Below are 19,861 nucleotides of genomic sequence, written 5' to 3'. Positions count from 1 at the left end.
TATGTCTCGCGTCACACCTGACCAGCCGGGCCCCCTGAGCGCCGCCGAGGAGGCGGCCATCCGCGCCCTGGCGCGCGTCATGTCCGTGCTGCCGAAGCTGATGGACGCCGACATGAGACGCGGCGCCGGGATCTCGCTGACCGACTACGGGATCCTCATGCACCTGTCGGAAGCGCCGGGCCGGCACATGCGGATGAGCGACCTGGCCGCCGCCTGCGACCTGTCCCTGAGCGGGATGAGCCGGGCGGTCGCCCGCCTGGAGAGCGACGGGCTGGTGCTGCGGGTCAGATGCGGCGAGGACGCCAGGGGCTGGAACGCGGTGCTCACCGACACCGGCTTCGCCCGCCTGGAGGACGCCTACCCCACCAACCTGGTGAGCACCCGGCGGCGGGTGCTCGACCGCTTCGAGGGCATCGACCTGGCGGCACTCGCGACGGCCTTCGACCGGGTCGCCGCCGATCCGGACAGCGACCTTTAGCGACGGGCGGCCACCGGAAGCCGCACCGCGTCACAGGCCCACGTCGCGGCGGAGGAAGTCCTCCGGCTCCTCGCGCCTGACCACCAGCCTGGCCTGGCCGTCGTCGACGGCGACCACCGGGGGGCGTCCGGTGAGGTTGTAGGTGGAGGCCATCGAATGGTTGTACGCGCCGGTGGCCGCGGCCACGAGCACGTCGCCGGGGCGGACGTCGGCGGGGAGTTCGACGTCTTCGGCCAGGATGTCCCCGGCCTCGCAGTGGTGGCCGACCACGGTGACCGGCCGGGTGCCCGCCAGGTTCGGGCGGCCGATCATGCGCAGGGTGTAGCGGGCGCCGTACAGGGAGGGGCGGGGGTTGTCGCTCATGCCGCCGTCCACCGCCACGAAGGTGCGGGCGCCGTGCCGCTTGACCGCGATCACGCGGTAGAGGGTGACCCCGGCCGGGCCGCTGATCGCCCGGCCTGGCTCCACGGTCAGCGCCGGGACCGGCAGGCTGAAGGCGGCCGACCAGTCCACCAGCGCCAGCCGGACGGCGGCGGCGAGTTTGGCCAGGTCCAGGCCGGATTCGCCGGCCCGGTAGGAGATGGCGTGGCCGCCGCCCAGGTCGAGCTCGGGCAGCGTGATCCCGTGCGCGTCACGGATGCGGGCGAGCTGTTCGACCAGCATGCGCACCGCGCGGGCGTACGGCTGGGCGGTGGTGATCTGTGAGCCGATGTGGCAGTGCAGCCCGACGAGCCGCAGGCCGGGCTGGGCGAGCACGCGGGCCACGGCCGAGTCGACCTCGCCGGACAGGGTGGACAAGCCGAACTTCTGGCCCTGGCCGCCGGTGCGGATGGCGGGGTGGGCGCCCGCCTCGATGTCGGGGATGACGCGCAGCAGCACCTTCTGGTGGTGCCCCAGCGGCACGAGCGCGGCCAGCCGGGTGATCTCGGCGAGGTTGTCTACCACGATCCGGCCGACCCCGTAGGCGATCGCGTCCTGCAGTTCGTGCGGGGTCTTGGCGTTGCCGTGGAAGATGATCCGCTCGCCGGGGAACCCGACCGCGCGGGCGATCGCCAGCTCACCGCCGGAGCACACGTCCAGGCTGAGCCCTTCCTCGCGGATCCAGCTGGCCACCGACCGGCACAGGAAGGCTTTGCCGGCGTAGGCGATGGTCGCGCCGGGCAGGGCCTGCCGGTAGGCGCGGCAGCGCGACCGCAGGTCGGCCTCGTCCACGACGTAGGCGGGGGTGCCGAAGCGGTCGGCGATCTCGGTGAGCGACACGCTCCCCACGGTCGCCTCGCCGCGCGGCCCGAACAGCGTGGTGTTGCTCCACGGGCCGGTGGTTCCGGCCCGGGTGGCGGCGAGTTCCTGGGTGAGGGCGCACATCATGCGGCTCCGATCTTTCTTGAAAAGACCAACACCGCCAACCTAGGCACGCATAACAGGCGAAATGGGATGTCCCTACGGGATCCCGACGGCGGACCAGCATTTATGTACGCGATCCTGACGCCTGTTCACGTCGTCCGCCGCAGGACCACCAGGGCGACGTCGTCCTCGTGGTCGGAGAGCATCAGTCCCGCGATCAGCCGGTCGCAGAACACGTCCAGGTCGGGTTCCATGGTGGCGCTCAGTTCGCGCAGCCGGGCCAGGCCGTCGGAGACGCTGAGGTCGCGGCGTTCGACCAGGCCGTCGGTGACCAGGACCAGCGCCCCGCCGGGCGGCAGCATGATCATGGTCTCGTCGGGGCGCGGCAGGTCCGCGCCGAGGAGCGGGCCGGGGAGCACGGTGTATTCGGCCCGGCCGCCGGTGACCACCAGGGGCGGCAGGTGGCCCGCGTTGCACATCAGCACCTCACCGCCTACCGGGTCGACCAGCAGCAGCACGACGGTGGCGAGCTCCCTGGGCAGGAAGTCCAGCATGAGCCGGTTGGTCCGGCGCAGGATCTCCCCCAGCGTGTGCCCTTCGCTGGCGAAGGCGCGGACGGCGTGCCGGATCTCGGCCATCACCGTGGCGGCGTGCAGGGAGTGCCCCATGGCGTCGCCCACCGCCACCAGCAGCCGGTCGCCAAGCTGGATCACCTCGTAGAAGTCGCCGCCGATCTCGGCCTCGGTGGTGGCGGGGATGTACCGGGCGGCCATCTCGATGCCGGGCACCTCCGGCAGGAAGCGGGGCAGCAGGCTGCGCTGGAGGGTGAGCGCGATCCGCCGTTCCACGTCCAGCGAGCGCAGCCCCTCCACCGCCAGCGCCACGGTCTGGCCGAGCTGGGACAGCACGTGCAGGTCGGCCTCGCTCGCGGTCACGTCGGCCGGGACCAGGACGGCCACCAGCGGCCGGGCCTGCAGCCGGGCCAGGGCGACCCGCACCTCGACGTCCCGCGCCGAGGGCGCCAGCAGCGGAGCCCAGGCGGAGCCGGGGCCGGTCAGGACCGTGAGCCCGTGCGCGGCCCCGCCGAAGTCGGCCTGCGCCGCGGGGATCCGGACCACGTCGCCGCCCGCGTCCGAGTCGGCGATGGCGGTGTGCGTGTGCGTGCCGTCCAGGTCGGCGGCGACCACGGACACCGCGCAGCCGAACATCCGGGCCCCGCCCCGCGCCGCCGCCAGCGCCACGTCCGGGACGCTGCGCGCCGAGTTGACGGCGAGGGTGGTGTCGGCCAGCGCCGCCAGCTGGCCCGCGAGCCGTTCGGCCCGCCGCCTGGCCCCGGCGTACCTGAGCATGGCGTGCACGGTCGCCAGCAGGACCTCGGGTTCGACCGGTTCGGTGAGATAGCCGTCGGCGCCGCGGGCCAGCCCCTGGGTGCGGTCGCGCACCTCGACGGCCGACGCGGTGAGGTGGATGACGGGCACCGCCGCGGTGGCGGGGTCGGCCTTGATGCGCTCGCACACCTCGAAGCCATCCATGTCGGGCATCCGCACGTCGAGCAGGACCAGGTCCGGCAGCTGCTCGCGAACCGCGATGAGGGCTTCCTGGCCGCTGGCGGCCTCGATCACCTCATAGCCGGAATGCTCCAGCCACCGCCCGATCACATACCGGTTGGCGTTGATGTCGTCGACCACCAGGATGCGCTCAGCCACCGGTCCCGACCCCTCTGATCACGCGTAGCAGACCGCCCCGGCTCAGCCGGGATTTCTCCAGCACGGCCACCGAACCGGCCAGCGGCCCCGCCTCGGCCGAGGTGACCACGATCACCGGCAGGTCGCGCAGCTCCGGGTCGGACCGGAGTTCGGCCAGCACCTGCCCGCCGTCCAGGTCCGGCATGCGCAGGTCGAGCAGGAGCAGGTCGGGCCGTTCGCGCCGGATCGCGGCCAGCGCGGCCCGGCCGTCGCCGACCTGCTCGACCTGGTCGGCGACGCCGCGCAGGAAGTCGCGCAGGGTGGCCCGGAATCCGGGGTCGTCGTCGGCGATCAGGACCCGGGGCAGCGTGATCCGGTCCAGCCGGGGCAGCCGCAGTTCGAATGTGGTCCCCTCCCCCACCTCGCTCCGCACGGTCAGGTCGCCGCCGAGGATGCCGACCAGGCTCCGCGCGTACGGCAGGCCCAGCCCGGTCCCGGTGACCCGGGTCTGGATCGGGCCGCGCACCTGGTAGAACTCCTCGAAGATCTGGTCGAGCTGGTCGGCCGGGATGCCGATCCCGGTGTCGGACACCTCGACCAGCACCGTGTCGGCGTCGTCCGTCACCCGGATCAGGACCTGGCCGTGTTCGGTGAACTTCAGGCCGTTGGTGAGCAGGTTGCGCAGCACCTGGGTGAGCATGACGTCGTCGGTGAGCAGCGGGTCGAGTTCGCCGGGCAGGTCCGCGACGAGCGCGACGCCGTCCCTGGCCATCGGCCGGAGCTGGGCGGCCAGCCGTTCCACCACCGGCCGCAGCTCGACCTCCGACAGGGTGGGCTCCAGCCGCCCCGACTCGGCCTTGGCCAGGTCGAGCAGCTCGTTGACCAGGTTGAGCAGGTCCCGGCCGGAGGAGCGGATCAGCTCGATCTGGTGCCGCCGGGTGTCGTCGAGCGGGTCGCCGAGTTCCAGGATCATCCGGGCCAGGCCGAGGATGGAGCTGGCGGGGGCGCGCAGTTCGTGGCTGACGCTGGCCAGGAACCGGGTCTTCGCCTCGCTCGCCTCCCGCAGCTGGACGGTTTTGTCCTCCAGTTCGGCGTACAGGGCGACGACGCCCTGGTTGGTGTGCTCCAGCTCCTCCGACAGCTGGGTGTAGAGGGCGAGCACGCCGCGGTTGGTCTCCTCCAGCTCGTCCCGCTGGGACTGCACGTCCTCCAGCGCGGTGAGCAACTCCTGGTTCTGGGTGCGGAGCTCGTCCAGCGGGCTCACCGCGGCCAGGCCCGCCAGGTGGGTACGGAGGGTCTCCAGCCGGTCCTGCGTCAGCCTGGCCGGGGGCACGCCTTTGACCAGGGTGACGCTCTGGTCCGCGTACCTGACCTCGTCCACCAGCCGGGCGGCGGCGGCGAAGCCGTGGGTGCCGGGCCTGAGCCGGTACTCGGCGCGCACGGTCACGTTCAGGGTGCCGTCGAAGGCGAACACCACGGTGCCGCCGCCGGCCTGGGCGAGCACCTCGCGGCCGACCTCGCTGAGCGCGGTGGCCAGCCGTACCTGGTCCTGGTAGTCGAGGCCGATCCCGGCCGCGACCTCGCGGCCGATCCGGCGCAGGGTGAAGACGTCCGGTTCGGTACGGATCGCCATCGTCAGCATGTCGGGCGTCATGACGCGACCTTGGCCACAAGGACGCCGGCGTCGTCGCGGCGCACGCCCCGGTCGCGCAGCAGCGCCCCGGCGATCACCAGCGGGTCGCGGCCGGCCAGGCCGGGGTAGTCGGCGAGGTCCCACCGCTGACTGAGCCCGTCGGTGTGCATGACCAGCAGCGGGCGCGGCGGCAGCGGGTACTCGTACGCGCGGATGGCGACGGCGCGGTGCCCGGCGATGCCCGGCAGGGACACCAGGCCGCGCTGCCGGTCGCCGACCAGGACGCCGGCGATGTTGCCCAGCCCGGCGTAGTGGAGCGTGCCCGCGGCCAGGTCCAGGGCGGCGATGGCGATGGCGGCGCCCCGGGTGTGGGTGATCTCCTTGTGCACGTGGGTGAGCAGGTCGGCCGGGGCGCCCGCGGGCGCGTCCTCGAACGCGCGGAGCGCGGCGTTGGCCGCTGAGGCGGCGAGCGGGCCGTGGCCGAGGCCGTCGCAGAGCATGATGGTGACGCGCGGGCCCTCCCGGCGCACCGCGAAGCCGTCGCCCGAGGCGCTCTCCCCGCTCATCGCCCGGACCAGGCCGGCCACCCGCCAGGCGTCCTGGGCCGGCTCCGCGTCGCCGACCCGCAGCGCGTAGACGGTGCCGCCGCCCGGCCGGGAGTAGGCGTCGGTCCAGTCGCTGAGCCGTGCCAGCGCGCCGAGCCCGATGCCGAGCGTGCCCGCCGTCGAATGCCCGTCCGCCGCGTACGGCACGCCGTCCGCCATCCCCGGCCCCGAGTCCAGCGCGACCACCTCGACGCCCGGCCCGGACCTGCGGACCAGCACGGTGCCCCGCCCGGCGTGCCGGCACAGGTTGGTGACGATCTCGGCGGCGACGATCCCGAGCTCGGCGACCCGCCGCTCGGCCAGGCCGACCGCCACGGCCTCCTCGGTGAGCGCCCGCCGTACGGCCGAGACCGCGCTCTCCTCGGCCACGTCGATCCAGACGCCGGGCGTCATCGCGCCCATTTGACCACCGTGATCGTGGTGCCCTCGGCCGGGTCCGACACGATATCGAACTGGTCGACCAGCCGTTTGGCCCCGCCCAAGCCCAGGCCCATCCCGCTGCCCGAGGTGTAGCCGTCGGTCAGGGCGAGCGCGATGTCGGCGATGCCCGGTCCTTTGTCGCGGAACACCACCCGCACCCCCGGCTTGACGGCGGAGGTCACCTGCTCCACCGAGGCGCTGCCGCCGCCCCCGTGGATGAGCGTGTTCCTGGCGAGTTCGCTGGCGGCGGTGACCAGTTTGGTCTGGTCGACCAGGGAGAGCCGGGCGGCCACCGCCACCGTCCGGACCAGCTGGCGGACCCGTACCACATCCGCGTCGCCGGCGATCGCCTGCTCCTGCGCGGTCATCTGCGGCCGGACAGCAGCCGCATGCCACGCTCGACGTCGAGGGCCGTCTTGATCCCGTCCAGGGAGAGCCCCAGCTCGACCAGGGTGATCGCGACGGCCGGGCGCATGCCGACGACGACCGTCTCGGCGTCCAGCACCCGGGAGATGGAGGCGATGGTGGCGAGCATCCGGCCGATGAAGGAGTCGACGATGTCCAGCGCGGTGATGTCGATGATCACGCCGCGCGCGCCGCTGGAGACGATCTTCTGGGCCAGATCCTCCTCCAGCGCCATGACGGTCTGGTCCTGGAGGTCGACCTGGATGGAGACCAGCAGCAGGTCCCCGATCTTGAGAATCGGGATGCGCTCCATCACAGACCCCGCTTCGCCATCTCCGTGCCGAAGTCGACCCCGCTGCGGCTGATGGCCAGCATCAGCGCGTCGGCCAGCGTCGCCTTGGTGGCGATGTCGCCGAACTCGATGCCGAGCGCGACGATGGTCTGGGCGATCTGCGGGCGGATGCCGGAGATGATGCAGTCGGCGCCCATCAGCCGGGCGGCCACGATGGTCTTCAGCAGGTGCTGGGCCACCTGGGTGTCGACCGCGGACACGCCGGTGATGTCGATGATGGCGTGCTCTGAGCCGGTGTCGACCAGCGTCTGCAGCAGCTTCTCCATCACCACCTGCGCCCGCGCCGAGTCCAGCGTGCCCACCAGCGGCAGCGCCACCACTCCGTGCCACAGCTTCACCACCGGGGTGGCCAGTTCCAGCAGCTGCTCCGCCTGGTTGGTGATGACCTCTTCGCGGGCCTTGGTGTAGATCTCAAAGGTGAGCAGGCCAAGCTCGTCGATCACATCGGAGAGCGCCGCGAAGCCCGCCTCGGCGCCGACCGTGTCGCGGATCGCCCGCTTCAGGGCGTACACCCCGACGGCCGTCTCCCGGGGACTGAAACCTTGGTGGGCACGATTGCGTGACAACTCCACCAGCAGAGCCCGGACCTCCGCGTACGGCTCGGCGTTCAGGTCGGTCCCGCCCCCGGTGGCGAGTGCGGACAGCAGGGCGTCGAGCAGGTCACGCAGTTCCTTGTCCAGCTCGGCGCCGGTCATCCGGCCGCGTAGCGACTCGGCGACGATCTCCCGCCACCGGCCGAGCAGGGACTCCTCTTCCGCGCGGCACCGTTCCACTACATTTCCGAAAATCTCGGCCGCCATCGCACTTCCTTTTCCGGTCAGCTCACCTTAGAGGCAGCCAAGTATGGGGCATGTCCTGAAAATGGCACCACTGTGGTAGGTGTAGACGCCTGCCAGGTGAACGGGACGAGGAATCACATGCATGTACTCACCGAGCGTAATGGACATTTTGCTGTGATAACGGTGACCGGTGACCTGGATGCCACGACCACGGCCCAGCTCCAGGACGAGGTCCGCGCGGCCCGCACGCTCTCCGGCGACCTGATCTTCGACATGGCGGGTATGTCGTTCATGGACAGCGCGGGCATCCGCGTCCTCCTGGACGCCTACCACCACGCGCGCGCCCACGGCGGCACGGTGTCGGTCTGCGCGCCGCGCCCGTCGCCGCGCAAGGTGATGGAGCTTGTCGGGCTTGCCGGGCATATCCCCATTCACGACACGCTTCAGGAGGCTTTGGGCGGGTAACGCCGCTGGTTGTAGCGTGGGAGCGGGGGATCAGATGGGGGAGCATACGACGCGGTTGCGCAGGATGCTGAGCGACCCGGAGATCCTGGTGGTTCCGGGGGCCTATGACGGGACGGGAGCCCGGCTGGTGCAGGCCGCCGGATTCCGGGCGGTCTATCTGAGCGGCTTCGAGACTTCCGCCAGCGTCCTGGGGCAGCCTGACGTGGGCTATCTGACTGAGACGCGGATGGTGGAGCGGGTCGCCGCGCTGGCGGATGTGGTGGACCTGCCGCTGATCGCGGATGGCGACACGGGGTTCGGCAATCCGCTGAACGTGCGCAGGGCCGTCCGGGCCTATGAGAAGGCCGGGGCCGCTGCGATGCACATCGAGGATCAAACTTGGCCCAAGCGCTGTGGGCACATGCCTGGGCGGGAGGTGATCCCGATGGCCGACATGGTCGCGAAGATCAAGGCCGCCGTGGACGCCCGTACCGACCCGGATTTCGTGCTCATCGCCAGGACCGACGCGCGGACGGCGCACGGGCTTCAGGAGGCGCTGGATCGCGGCGCGGCCTATCGCGAGGCGGGGGCCGACGTGCTGTTCGTCGAGTCGCCCGAGAGCGAGGCGGAGATGTGGACCATCTGCGACTCGTTCCGCGGTGTCGTGCCGGTGCTGAGCAATCAGATCGAGGGCGGGCGGACGCCGATGCCGGGGGTGGCGCGGCTGCAGAAGATGGGGTACGCGCTGGCGATCTTCTCCCTGGGACTGGCTTTCGCCGCCGCCAAGGGTATGAAGGACTATCTGGACGTACTGGCCTCCGGGGGCGACACCCGGCATACGGGCATGATCGTGTTCGACGAGTTCAACAAGCTGATCGGGCTGGACGAATACTCGGAACTGGAACGCCGATACCAGTCGTGAAACGCTATTTCGCGGTCGTCCAAATGCGGGGGCATGATGGCAAAGCTTTTGTCAGTCAATGTCGGGATGCCGAAGGACGTTTCCTGGCAGGGGAAAACCGTACACACCGGGGTGTGGAAGAGCGCGGCCGCCGGGCCGCGCATGGCCCGGCGGCTCAACATCGACGGGGACGGGCAGGGCGACCTGCAGGGGCACGGCGGGGAGCAGCGGGCCGTGCTCGTCTACCAGATCCAGTCCTACGCCTACTGGCAGGAGTATTTCGGGCGGTCCGACTTCGTGTTCGGGCAGTTCGGGGAGAACTTCACCGTCGACGGCCTGCCGGACGACGAGGTGTGCGTCGGCGACCGCTACCGGATCGGCGAGGCCGAGTTCGAGGTGACCCAGCCGCGCGTCACCTGTTACCGGGTGGGCCTGCGCCTCGGCGAACCGGAGCTGCCCGCGCTGCTGGTCTCGCATCATCGGCCCGGTTTCTACCTGCGGGTCATCACCGAGGGGAACGTGCGGGCGGGCGAAGACATCGTCAGGACGCGGGTCGGTCCCGAAGCGCTCAGCGTCGCCGACCTCGACGCGCTGCTCTACCTTCCCGGCCGTGACCCTGACCTGCTGCGCCGGGCGCTGGCCATTCCCGCGCTGAGCCCGGGATGGCAGGGGTCCTTCCGCGAGCTGGCCGCCGCCCCCGCCGCCAGATCCACGGGCTGGGACGGCTTCCGCCCGCTGCGGGTGACCAAGATCGTGCACGAGACCCCGTCGGTGCTGTCCATCGAGCTCGAAGCGGAGGACGGCGCGAAGCTGCCCGCCGCCGAGGCCGGGCAGTATCTGACGCTCCGGATCGACGGCGCCGCCGACCCTCCCCCGGTACGGAGCTACTCCCTCTCCTCCGCTCCCGGAGCCCCCGCCTACCGCCTGAGCGTAAAACGGGAGGAACACGGATTTGTCAGCAAATATCTGCATGCGAGCCTCCGGGCCGGCGCCGTTCTGGAGGCCGCCGCCCCCCGGGGCGAATTCACGCTGGCCCCCGGCACGGGCCCGGTGGCCCTCGTCTCCGCCGGGATCGGCGTGACCCCGGTCATGGCGATGCTGCACCAGCTCGCCGCCGAACACGCCGGACGGCCGGTCTGGTGGGTGCACGTCGCGCGCAACCGGCGCGAGCACGCCTTCGCCCGGGAGGCGCACACCCTCCTGGCCGCGCTCCGGGAGGCGCACGAGCACGTCTTCTACACCGCGGCACCCGCCGCCCCCGGGGTGCGCCACGGCCGCCCGACCGTGGCGAGCCTGGCGGAACTCGGCATCCCCGGCCAGGCCACGGCCTACCTGTGCGGGCCCGGCCCCTTCATGGCCGCGATTCAGGACGCGCTGGTACGGATCGGCCTCACGGCGGACCGGATCCACACCGAACTGTTCGGCGCCCGCTCCCCCGTCAACCCCGGCGTGGCCGGCCGCCTCCGCGTGCCGCCCCACCAGCCGCCCGGCGAACCCGGCACCGGGCCGATGATCACCTTCGCCCGCAGCGGCCTGTCGGTCCCCTGGTCGCCCCGGCACGGCTCCGTGCTGGACCTCGCCGACGCCTGCGACGTGCCGACCCGCTGGGCCTGCCGGACCGGCGTGTGCCACACCTGCGTCACGCCGCTGCTCGCCGGCGACGTGGAATACCGGCCGCTTCCCCTCGAACCGCCCGGCCCCGGCGAGGTGCTGGTCTGCTGCGCCCGGCCGAAGGGCGACCTGGTGCTCGATCTGTGACCTCAGGCGGGGACGGGGGCGGCCGGGACGATCAGCCGCTCCTGGCGGAGCGCCGTCCAGAACTCGGCCGGGACGTTCTCGTGCAGTGCGGCGATGTCCTCGGCGATCCGGTCCGGGCGGGAGGCGCCGGGGATGGCGGCCCTGACGACCGGGTTGGCCAGGCAGAACTGGAGGGCCGCGGCCTTGACGCTGATGCCGTACCGGTCGCAGAGGTCCTTGATCCGCTCGACCTTCGCGACGACGGCGCGCGGCGCGTCCCGGTATTCGAAGTGTTTCCCGCCCGCCAGGATGCCCGAGCTGTACGGGCCGCCCACCACGATGTCGACGTCCTGCCGGTCCGCCTCGGGAAGCAGCCGCCGCAGCGCGCTCTCGTGGTCGAGCAGGGTGTAGCGGCCGGCCAGCAGGAAGGCGTCCGGCTGCGGCTCGTCCAGGCCCAGGGTCAGCTCCAGCGGCTCGACCCGGTTGACGCCCAGCCCCCAGCCCCTGATGACCCCTTCGTCCCGCAGTTTCTGCAGGACCCGGAAGGCGCCGGTTCGGGCCTTGTCGAAGGCGGCGAGCCATTCGTCCCCCCAGAAGTCCTGGGAGACGTCGTGCACCCAGACGAGGTCGATGCGGTCGGTCCCCATCCGGGTGAGGCTGTCCTCAATGGACCGGTGGGTGCCGTCCGCGCTGTAGTCGTAGACGATTTTGTTCGGCCGGCCGTACCCGAACAGCTTCTTCGAGGCGGAATCCTCGACCTCGTCGAGGACGAGGCGGCCGACCTTGGTGCTCAGCACGAACTCGTCCCGGTGGTGACGGGCCAGCATCTCGCCGAGCCGCAGCTCGGCCAGCCCCGCGCCGTAGAAGGGAGCGGTGTCGAAGTAGCGGACGCCGGCCTGCCAGGCGGCGTCCAGGGTGGCGTCCGCCTCCTCGTCCGGGATGGCCCGATACATGTTGCCCAGCGGCGCCGTGCCGAAGCCGAGCCGTCCGGGCAGGAACTTGATACTCATCGCGACGCACCTTTCTGCAGATCCCCTTCCGATCCCGCCATATCCAACCAAAGATCGACAATTCCGACTTTGTGAGAACTTGCACGTCAACGGAGAAGAGCTCCCTCTTTTGGGAGAGGAAAGGGCCGGGCCGCGAGGTTAGGCTTCGCGGCATGGGCCTCAGACGCCGGATGGCCGCCTCCTACGTCCTGGTGACCGCGGCGGCCGTCCTGGTCGTGGAGGCGGCGCTGCTCGGCGTCTACCTGCCGACGATCGTCGGCGACTCCGACCTGCAGAACCGGCTGCAGGCCCAGGCCGGCCGGGACGCGAAGATCCTCAGCCTCGCGGTCAGCGACATCGGCGCGGCCGTGCCCGGCACCGGCCTGGCCGACCTGCTCGACGTGGCCCAGAAGGCGGCGCGCGAGGACCTCTCCCTGAACGGCTCCCCCACGCCCCAGGACCAGAACCTGCGGATCACCTACACCGCGGGCAAGGCCGTGGACCAGCCCGTCGAAATCCTGGTCGACCCCACCGGGCTGGTGGTCGCCGGCTCCGCCCAGGGCTCCTACCCGCCGGGCAGCCGCCTCGACCTGGGCCTGCCCCAAGAGGGCGGCGGCAGCGGGAAGACCCGGATGGGCGCGGTCGCCTGGTGGTCCAGCCCGGTGCTGATCTACCCTCCCGGCCTGCGCGGCGCGACCGCCAGGTCCGCCGCGCCGGGCTCGTACAAGCTGGCCGGATACGTCGTGGTCGCGGCCCCGATCGGCTACGGCGGCGCGACGGCCGACTACTCGCTCAGCCTCCTCACGCCCGGCGTCCTGGTCCTGATCCTGGTCGTGCCGGTGGGGCTGGTCTTCGGCCTGCTGAGCACGCGCCGCCTGATCGGCCGGGTACGGCACCTGGCCACCATCACCACCGCGGTCGCCCAGGGCGACTTCCGCCCCCGGGCGCCGGTGACCGAGGGCGACGAGATCGGCCAGCTGGAGGAGTCCTTCAACCGGATGACCGAACGGCTGGAGTCGGCGCTGAACGCGGAACGCGCGGCCGGGCAGGCCGAGGCGCGGCAGGCCGAACGGGTCAGGATCGCCCGCGAGCTGCACGACTCGATCTCCCAGGACTGGGTGGCCATGGCCGCGGTCGCGGCGTAGCGGGCTTCCACCGCGATCCCGCTCTGCTGGGTGAACTTGTCCAGCAGCGGTTTGACCGGCGACTCACTCCGGCTGTAGAAGTTAGCCGAGCCTAACCTAAGTTCGGCGACCCGGCTAGTCGTGGGCAGGCCGGCAGACCGAAGGTCCCCGCTCGAAGCTCAGCGCTCGTTCTTCTCCGTGCACGGCCCGCCGGCCTGCATCACGTCGACGATCGCTTCCGCGCTCCACACGCCCGGCCCCACCGCCACCAGCAGCGGAACCGCGAGCATGAGCGCCCCCTGCCCGCCGGGAAGCGGGCTGAGCAGCGCCGCGATCCGGCGCGGCACCGACCCGGGCCCACGCTCGGTCAGCAGCGGCAGCGCCCCGGGCGCCGGGTCCGCGCCCGCCACCAGCGCCGCCGCCCCGATCGCCCGCGCGGTCGCCCGCCGATCCCCCACCTGCTCGGCGGCCCGCTCATCGGCCCACCGCTCCATCAGGTACGGAAAGATCCTGGCCGCCCGCCACAGCAGCGGATGCGCGGCCACCGCCAACCGGCCGGCCAGCAGCCAGCGGTGGTGATGCCCGGCCAGATGGGCCCGCTCGCGCGCCATGACCACGGCCCGGTCCGCCGCGCTCAGCGCCCCCACCATGCCCTGCGTCACCACGATCCTGCCCGGCCGCCCGGGCAGTGTGAACGCGGCCGGCTCCTCGGCGGGCAGCAGCACCACGACGTCGTCACCGGGCAGCGCCGCCGCCTGCGCCCGCGCGGCGCGCAGCGACCGCCGCTCCCGCCACACCCCCGCCCCGATCGCCGCGGTGACCAGCAGCAGGAACACGACCGTCCCCAGATGCGGCAAACCCGGCAGATCCCCGCCCGCCAGAATCATCCCCGCCTCGACCGACACCGCCGCCAGGCTCACCAGGCTCGACACCGCCACCAGCAGGGCGGAGAAGACGAACGTCACCGCCGTCGGCCCCGGATGCTGCCGGTCGACCATGACGAGCATCGCCAGCACCAGCAGCGCGGGCGCCAGAATCGCCGAGACGACCACGTGATCGATCACGGCTCTTCGCTTTCCTGCCGCAGCACCCGCCGGACCAGTTCCTCGTCCGACGGCGACAGCCCCGAGATGAAATGCGTCAGCACCCGCGCGTGATCGGCCTCCGCGTCCAGCAGCCGCCGCATCCGCCAGGCCACCAGCCCGGACGGGTCCGAAGGGGCCGCGTAGCGGTAGGCGCGCCCCGAACGGCTGCGCGTGACGATGCCCTTGTCGTGCAGCCGGGTCAGTGTGGTCACGATCGCGCTGTAGGAGAGCTCGGCACCGGCCCGGGCGCTGAGCCGCTCCCGGACCTCACGTGGTGACAGATCGCTGGACGCTTCGTGGAGCACGGTAAGGATCTCCGTCTCCAGCGTCCCCGGTGGCCGGCGAGGACTTACCAAACGACGATAGCGGACACAACAGAACCACTCACCTCTCCGTCTGACCCAGCAGTGGCGCTGTTCACCCCATTCCCTGGTGCGTTCCATGGAGGGATGCCATCCATGACGAAACGGGCCTGGTCGGTGGCGACCGTCCTCGCCTTGGCCTGCGCGCCGGCTCCGGCCGCGCACGCCGCCGCACCGAACTGGTCCACCCGCACCCTGTCCTGGGGCACCAACACCTACGGTCAGCTCGGCGACGCCAGCGACGAGACCCGGACCACCCCGGTCCCGGTACGGAGCGTGCTCGCCCGCTTCACCCAGGTCGCGGCCGGCTACGAGCACACCGTCGCCCTGGCCAAGGACGGCACGGTCTGGGCGTGGGGCCGCAACGACGACGGTCAGGTCGGCGACCACGCCGCCGATCCCGTCCGCACCCCTGCCAGAGTCCCCGGTCTGACCGGCGTGACCCAGGTCGCCGCCGGGTGGAGCGGCAGCCTGGCCCTCCGCTCGGACGGCACCGTCTGGGCGTGGGGCGTCTACCCCTTCCTCGGCGACGGCACCCAGGCCAGCCGGGGCGTCCCGGCTCCTGTACCCGGTCTCACCGGCGTCGTGGAGATCGCGGCCAAGGGCTCGCACGTGCTGGCCCGCCGTACCGACAGCACCGTCTGGGGCTGGGGCCGCAACGCGGAAGGCCAGCTGGGCGACGGCACCTTCACCCGCCGTCTCTCCCCGGTACGGGTGCCCAGCCTCGGCGGCGTCGTCTCCATCGCGGTCAGCAAATATCACAGCCTGGCCGCGCGGGAGGACGGAAGCGTCTGGGCGTGGGGCAACAGCACCTACGGCTGGGACGGCTCCAGCTACGGCGGCGAGCTCAGGACGCCGGTCCAGGTGACGGGCGCCCCCAAGATCGTCAAGGTCGCCGCGGGGTACGACCACAGTCTCGCGCTCGACGCGTCCGGACGCCTGTGGGCGTGGGGCCGGAACGACAAGGGCCAGCGCGGGGACGGCACCCTCACCACGCCGCACAACCCCGGCGCGCCCAGACCGGTGCCCGCCCTCACCCAGGTCACCGCCATCACCGCCGGCCGGCGGACCAGCGCCGCGCTGTCCGGGGGCAACGTCTACACCTGGGGCGGCAACTCGGCGGGGCAGATGGGCGACGGCAACGCGCCGGCCGCCCGGCCGACCCCCGCGATCGTGCCCGGCGTCGGTCCCGCCATCGGCGTCACCGCCGGGATGGGCGACGGCCATCTCCTCGCCGTCCAAGCCGACCCGCCGCCCGCGCCGCCCGGCGCGACCCTCACGGTCCAGCCCGAGAGCGTCACCGTGAACGCCGGCCGCTCGGCCACCGCCACCGTGCTGGTCGAACCGATCAACGGCCTCACCGAGTCGCTGAAGCTGACCGCGGCCGGCCTCCCGTCAGGGGTGACCGTCACCTTCGATCCCCCGCTGGTTCCGCCCGGCCAGACCTCGGTCATGACCGTGACAGCCGGGCCCGACGCGCCGATCCGGTCGGAGACGGTGACCGTCCACGGGTACGACAGCAGCAGGACGTCTCTGGCATCCACCACGTTCGACCTGACGGTGTCCGGTCCCATCGAGTGAAAATACGTCGCGGCCGGGAAGCCGGAAGGCTACGGTTCTGAATAGCAATTCAAACAGCGGCTCCCTTTAATCGGCACCGGAAGGAACAGGACAGTGAACTACGAAGCCAGCTCGGAACAGGCGCGCGGCGCGCTGTCCCTCCGTGGCCTCGCGCTGCGACCTCGGCGAGCTTCCGGGTAACCCCCACGGGAACCACCCGCAAAGCCGCCCGGGAAACCAGGCGGCTTTTTGATTTCCCGCATGTTCGAATCGTGCTCCGGCAGCGCCGGACATTCGCCGCTCTAGCCCAACGGCAGGAGGCACCGTGCTCAGGACACGGGGGCAGTCGGGGTTCGAATCCCCGGGGCGGCACGCGAAAGGAACCACCAGCCCCGTTGGTCCAGCGGTTCAGGACGCCCGACTTTCAATCGGGAGATCGCCGGTTCGAATCCGGTACGGGGTACTAACGGGAATCGTCGGCGAGAATCTGCGCCAGGGCGTGCGCGGTCTGGCGAATCATTCCGGGATTGGTGTCCCAGTAATACGCCAGCCCGGTCACCGCTTGATAGAGCGCCCAGCCGCGGCCACGCGACCACGACGCGTCGTCAACCCGAGTTCGGTACGGAAACGTTGCCGGCTGGCACCCGCGAACACGTTCCACGCGGGCTGGAGATCGCAGGCGGGATCGCCGACATTGAGGCCGCCGAAATCGATGACCGCCGACAGACGGCCGTCGGCGACGATCAGATTGCCGGGAAGCAGGTCGCCGTGCACCCAGACCTCCGGGCTCGCCCATTTCGCGGCGCCGAGCGACTCCTCCCACAGGCGGAGTGTCGAAGCGCCGTCGATACGATCGCCGAGCTGGACGATGGAACGGCGAACCTGCTCGTCGCCTTCGGCGAGTGGCCCGCCGCGGGCATGCGGCAGCCGCGGATGCGCACCGGCCGTGTCGATCTGACGCAGTGCTCTCACGAATTCGGCCAGATCGACGGCCGCGCGATCCAGATCATGGATGCTGCCGTTGGCGTTCTCGCCGGGCAACCACTCGTTCACCGACCAGGCGAACGGGTAACCCTCGGCCGGTTCCCCCACCGCCACCTGCACCGGAACCGCGAGCGGCAGGCGCGGCGCGAACTCCGGCAGCCACCGCGCCTCCAGCGCCGCCGCTCCCACGGCCGACCCGATACGCGGCAGCCGGACAGCCAGGTGATCGCCAAGCCGGTAGATGTCGTTCTCCGTCCCGTAGGACGGGACCGGTTCGATCCGCAGCCCGGCCCACTGCGGGAACTGCCCCGCGACCAGACGGCGGACAAGCGCGCCATCGGTGTGGATCTCATCGGCATGCATCTTGGTCCGGCTCATCGCCGTCATCCTCGGCCGCCCGCCCCGGCCACGGCAAACGATTTTCGGCGATCAATCCGGGGTCAGGTATTCGGCCAGCACGACGGCGTGATTGATTTCAGGGTTCTTGGCGCCGTACAACAGGGTCACCGTCGGGTGCGCGCGGCCGAGCTGCCGGAGGGTGCGGGCTGCCGGGTTGGTGTCGAGTTCGGCGGTGTAGCGGGTGGTGAACTCGGTGAAACGGTCAGCCCGGTGGTCGAACCAGGTGCGCAGCTCGGGGCTTGGGGCCACTTCTTTCAGCCACAGGTCGAGACAGGCGTGCTCCTTGGACACGCCCCGGGGCCACAGCCGGTCAATGAGGACTCTGAAGCCGTCACTGGGATCCACCTCGTCGTAGATCCGTTTGATGCGGAAGGACACGGCTCCATCGTCGCACCCCTGCGACCGGCACGCTGGTTCCGCAGCGCCCTTGACCTGCTGAAACTGAGTGCAGCTGATGTTTCGCGCGTTCCCAAACTGCCGAAATAGCGCCATTTGTCGGCGCAAGGTGGATAGTCTCCCCGGAATGCCGCTTCGCCGGGGGTCTGGGCATGCGGATCATTCTGGCCGTGACGGTTCTGCTGCCGGGGCGTGCTCGACCGGCTCCGCACCCATTCATCCATCGTCTCCTTCATCCATCGTCTCCGACACCGCGCGGCCCAGCCGGTCGGCCAGGAACTCCTCCCACGTCCGCCCGCCCACGTCCGCCCTCGCCAGGGACAGATTCTCACCGGCCCGGTACGCGCGGCCCGCCTTACCCGGCATCCGGACCGGCATCGTCAGACGACGCTTGCCGCACAGCCGCAGGTATTCACGGCTCAGCTCGGCCAGGCCGTACACCTTGGGCCCGGCCAGGTCGGGCACCAGCCCGGCGGGCGGGCCCAGCGTCAGTTCCGCCAGCCGGGCCGCCACCTCGCCCGCGTCGACCGGCTGGAACCTGAGCCCGCCAGGAACCGGTATCACCGGCGACTTCGCCATCGTCCGCACCACGTTCAGGGCCAGGTCGTGGAACTGCGCGGCGCGCAACGTCGTCCACGGCAGCCCGGAGCCGGTCACGGCGCGCTCCGCGCCCAGTTTGGACCTGAAATAGCCCAGCGGAACCCGATCCGCCCCGATGACGGAGATGTAGACCAGGTGCCGCACCCCGGCCCGCGAGGCGGCCCGCACCAGGTTCCGGGTCGCCACGTCGTCACCCTTCGAGCCGCCCGCGAGGTGCAGGACGATCTCGGCGCCGTCCACCGCGGGTTCGATCCCCTCGCCTTTGAGCAGGTCACCGGTCACGTGCTCGACGCCGTCACCGGACTCGTGGCCGCGTCGGCTGAGCACCCGCACCTTGCTTCCTGCCGCCCGCAGCAGCGGTACGGTGAGGCGCCCGAGCGTGCCCATACCGCCGGTGACCAGAATGAGTGACGTCATGGCTTCTCCAAACTCGTCCGGACCATCTCCCCGTCACATCCGCGGAGCTTCGGGGGTCTAGGTCTGTGACACCCGGCGAGGAAGGAATGTGACACGTGGACGAGCAGGAATTGCTGACCGAGCGTTTCGGCGAACACCGGGCTCGTCTGCGCGCGGTCGCCTACCGGATGCTCGGCTCGGCGAGCGAAGCCGACGACGCCGTCCAGGAGGCCTGGCTGCGCCTCAGCCGCGCCGGGACCGGCGGCGTCGAGAACCTCGCCGGGTGGCTGACCACGGTGGTGGCGCGGGTGTGCCTCAACATGCTGCGCAGCCGCGACTCACGGCGCGAACACCCCCTGGACGTACGCATGCCCGACCAGTCGGAAGGAAGCGACCCGGAGGGGGAGGCGCTGCTGGCCGACTCCGTCGGGCTGGCCCTCCTGGTCGTGCTGGAGACGCTGACACCGGCCGAGCGGCTCGCCTTCGTGCTGCACGACATGTTCGCCGTGCCGTTCGACGAGATCGGCCCGATGATCGAACGCTCTCCCGCCGCGGCCAGGCAACTCGCCAGCCGCGCCCGCCGCCGGGTCAAAGGGGCCGATCCGGCCCCCGACACCGACCTGGATCGTCAGCGCCGAGTCGTGGACGCCTTCCAGGCCGCCTCCCGGAACGGCGACTTCGACGCGCTGGTCGCGCTCCTCCATCCCGACGTGGTCCTCCGAGCCGACCGGGAGGCCGGCCCCACCCGCTCGCCCGTCGTCGTCCGCGGCTCCCGCAACGTCGCCAGGGGCGCGTTCGCCGCCGCCGAACGGGTCAGGTTCACCGAACCGGCGCTGGTGAACGGGTCGGTCGGACTCGTGATGGCCGCGCGCGGACGGCTGCGCGTGGTCCTCGGCTTCACGATCGCCGCCGACCGGATCACCGAGATCGACGTGATCGCGAACCCGGAGCGTCTCCGCCTGCTCGATCTCGCCGTACTCGACCTCTGACGCCATCCCGAACGGTCACCCAGGGGTTCGGCGACCAGCCCAGCCAGCGCGAACGTGCGCTGCCTGGAGGGGCCGAAGCGTGGCGCAGGCGGCGGGTGGCGGTGGCGGCGCGCCCAGTCTTCGACGCTCTCCTCGCGCTCGAACTCGATCACGCCCTCGGCGCGCAGCCGGTCAAGGGCCACCTTTAACTCCCG

At 71.4% G+C, this 19,861-nt stretch carries 20 protein-coding genes and 2 tRNA genes; 9 read left to right on the top strand and 13 right to left on the bottom strand.

The genetic code is table 11. From position 1 onward, the window contains the following. Position 1 precedes the first annotated feature (1 nt). Positions 2-478 carry a MarR family winged helix-turn-helix transcriptional regulator gene (locus tag Acor_RS22125; RefSeq protein WP_155338625.1) on the top strand — a complete coding sequence of 159 codons (477 nt, stop codon included), beginning with the start codon at positions 2-4 and terminating at the stop codon, positions 476-478. 30 nt (positions 479-508) lie between these two features. Here the strand turns inward: Acor_RS22125 and lysA are convergent, their stop codons facing one another. The 7 genes from lysA to Acor_RS22090 all read right to left on the bottom strand — a co-directional run bounded on the left by lysA (position 509) and on the right by Acor_RS22090 (position 7,722). After that, complete coding sequence (gene lysA / locus Acor_RS22120) at positions 509-1,846, bottom strand: diaminopimelate decarboxylase (protein ID WP_155338624.1); 1,338 nt, start codon at positions 1,844-1,846, stop codon at positions 509-511. Between the two features lie 125 nt (positions 1,847-1,971). After that, the gene (locus Acor_RS22115; protein ID WP_155338623.1) at positions 1,972-3,528 is read right to left on the bottom strand and encodes a fused response regulator/phosphatase; all 1,557 of its coding nucleotides are present in this window, start codon (positions 3,526-3,528) and stop codon (positions 1,972-1,974) included. Then, positions 3,521-5,161, bottom strand: coding sequence for an ATP-binding protein (locus Acor_RS22110; protein WP_155338622.1), 1,641 nt, complete (start codon positions 5,159-5,161; stop codon positions 3,521-3,523). The genes Acor_RS22115 and Acor_RS22110 overlap by 8 nt, the downstream gene beginning before the upstream one ends. Then, positions 5,158-6,147: an ATP-binding protein gene (locus Acor_RS22105; protein ID WP_155338621.1), complete on the bottom strand. Its 990-nt coding sequence runs from the start codon at positions 6,145-6,147 to the stop codon at positions 5,158-5,160. Before Acor_RS22105 ends, Acor_RS22110 begins: the two co-directional genes overlap by 4 nt. After that, positions 6,135-6,533: an ATP-binding protein gene (locus Acor_RS22100; protein ID WP_155338620.1), complete on the bottom strand. Its 399-nt coding sequence runs from the start codon at positions 6,531-6,533 to the stop codon at positions 6,135-6,137. The genes Acor_RS22105 and Acor_RS22100 overlap by 13 nt, the downstream gene beginning before the upstream one ends. Next, positions 6,530-6,883, bottom strand: coding sequence for an STAS domain-containing protein (locus Acor_RS22095; protein WP_155338619.1), 354 nt, complete (start codon positions 6,881-6,883; stop codon positions 6,530-6,532). Before Acor_RS22095 ends, Acor_RS22100 begins: the two co-directional genes overlap by 4 nt. Continuing rightward, complete coding sequence (locus Acor_RS22090) at positions 6,883-7,722, bottom strand: STAS domain-containing protein (protein WP_155338618.1); 840 nt, start codon at positions 7,720-7,722, stop codon at positions 6,883-6,885. The genes Acor_RS22095 and Acor_RS22090 overlap by 1 nt, the downstream gene beginning before the upstream one ends. A 117-nt stretch (positions 7,723-7,839) precedes the next feature. Between Acor_RS22090 and Acor_RS22085 the strand changes: the two genes are divergently transcribed. From Acor_RS22085 to Acor_RS22075, 3 genes are all read left to right on the top strand, one after another. Then, complete coding sequence (locus tag Acor_RS22085; RefSeq protein ID WP_155338617.1) at positions 7,840-8,166, top strand: STAS domain-containing protein; 327 nt, start codon at positions 7,840-7,842, stop codon at positions 8,164-8,166. 34 nt (positions 8,167-8,200) lie between these two features. Further along, complete coding sequence (locus tag Acor_RS22080; RefSeq protein ID WP_155338616.1) at positions 8,201-9,067, top strand: isocitrate lyase/PEP mutase family protein; 867 nt, start codon at positions 8,201-8,203, stop codon at positions 9,065-9,067. Between the two features lie 66 nt (positions 9,068-9,133). After that, positions 9,134-10,804, top strand: a complete 1,671-nt coding sequence (locus Acor_RS22075; RefSeq protein WP_218034416.1) for an MOSC and FAD-binding oxidoreductase domain-containing protein — start codon at positions 9,134-9,136, stop codon at positions 10,802-10,804. A 2-nt stretch (positions 10,805-10,806) separates the two neighbouring features. On the opposite strand, the gene Acor_RS22070 is transcribed toward Acor_RS22075, so the two are convergent. Beyond that, a complete protein-coding gene (locus Acor_RS22070) occupies positions 10,807-11,793 on the bottom strand; it encodes an aldo/keto reductase (RefSeq protein WP_155338615.1) in 987 nt (328 codons plus the stop codon). A 152-nt stretch (positions 11,794-11,945) separates the two neighbouring features. Between Acor_RS22070 and Acor_RS44575 the strand changes: the two genes are divergently transcribed. Further along, positions 11,946-12,917 carry a HAMP domain-containing protein gene (locus Acor_RS44575; RefSeq protein WP_155338614.1) on the top strand — a complete coding sequence of 324 codons (972 nt, stop codon included), beginning with the start codon at positions 11,946-11,948 and terminating at the stop codon, positions 12,915-12,917. A gap of 158 nt (positions 12,918-13,075) precedes the next feature. Here Acor_RS44575 and Acor_RS22060 read toward each other — a convergent pair whose 3' ends face one another. Then, positions 13,076-13,960 carry a M56 family metallopeptidase gene (locus tag Acor_RS22060; RefSeq protein ID WP_155338613.1) on the bottom strand — a complete coding sequence of 295 codons (885 nt, stop codon included), beginning with the start codon at positions 13,958-13,960 and terminating at the stop codon, positions 13,076-13,078. Further along, entirely contained in the window at positions 13,957-14,424 is a 468-nt protein-coding gene (locus Acor_RS22055) for a BlaI/MecI/CopY family transcriptional regulator (protein ID WP_155338612.1), read from the bottom strand. The genes Acor_RS22060 and Acor_RS22055 overlap by 4 nt, the downstream gene beginning before the upstream one ends. Before the next feature lie 15 nt (positions 14,425-14,439). Between Acor_RS22055 and Acor_RS22050 the strand changes: the two genes are divergently transcribed. From Acor_RS22050 to Acor_RS22040, 3 genes are all read left to right on the top strand, one after another. Next, on the top strand, positions 14,440-15,924 hold the full coding sequence (locus Acor_RS22050; RefSeq protein WP_170317034.1) for an RCC1 domain-containing protein: 1,485 nt from the start codon (positions 14,440-14,442) through the stop codon (positions 15,922-15,924). Positions 15,925-16,199: 275 nt separating this feature from the next. Next, positions 16,200-16,275, top strand: a tRNA-Leu gene (locus tag Acor_RS22045). 17 nt (positions 16,276-16,292) lie between these two features. After that, positions 16,293-16,366 (top strand) — tRNA-Glu (locus tag Acor_RS22040). Positions 16,367-16,458: 92 nt separating this feature from the next. On the opposite strand, the gene Acor_RS22035 is transcribed toward Acor_RS22040, so the two are convergent. The 3 genes from Acor_RS22035 to Acor_RS22025 form a co-directional block, all read right to left on the bottom strand. Then, on the bottom strand, positions 16,459-17,250 hold the full coding sequence (locus Acor_RS22035; RefSeq protein WP_218034414.1) for an aminoglycoside phosphotransferase family protein: 792 nt from the start codon (positions 17,248-17,250) through the stop codon (positions 16,459-16,461). A 66-nt stretch (positions 17,251-17,316) separates the two neighbouring features. Beyond that, the gene (locus Acor_RS22030; RefSeq protein WP_155338610.1) at positions 17,317-17,664 is read right to left on the bottom strand and encodes a DUF488 domain-containing protein; all 348 of its coding nucleotides are present in this window, start codon (positions 17,662-17,664) and stop codon (positions 17,317-17,319) included. A 234-nt stretch (positions 17,665-17,898) separates the two neighbouring features. Continuing rightward, positions 17,899-18,699, bottom strand: a complete 801-nt coding sequence (locus tag Acor_RS22025) for an SDR family oxidoreductase (protein ID WP_155338609.1) — start codon at positions 18,697-18,699, stop codon at positions 17,899-17,901. Between the two features lie 95 nt (positions 18,700-18,794). Between Acor_RS22025 and Acor_RS22020 the strand changes: the two genes are divergently transcribed. Further along, positions 18,795-19,667 (top strand): sigma-70 family RNA polymerase sigma factor, encoded by an 873-nt coding sequence (locus tag Acor_RS22020; RefSeq protein WP_155338608.1) that lies wholly within the window; start codon positions 18,795-18,797, stop codon positions 19,665-19,667. Positions 19,668-19,861 lie beyond the last annotated feature (194 nt).

Source organism: Acrocarpospora corrugata, from assembly GCF_009687845.1.
Taxonomy (GTDB): domain Bacteria; phylum Actinomycetota; class Actinomycetes; order Streptosporangiales; family Streptosporangiaceae; genus Acrocarpospora; species Acrocarpospora corrugata.
Note: the sequence above shows the minus strand (reverse complement) of the source record. Positions and strands in the feature narration are given on the sequence as shown.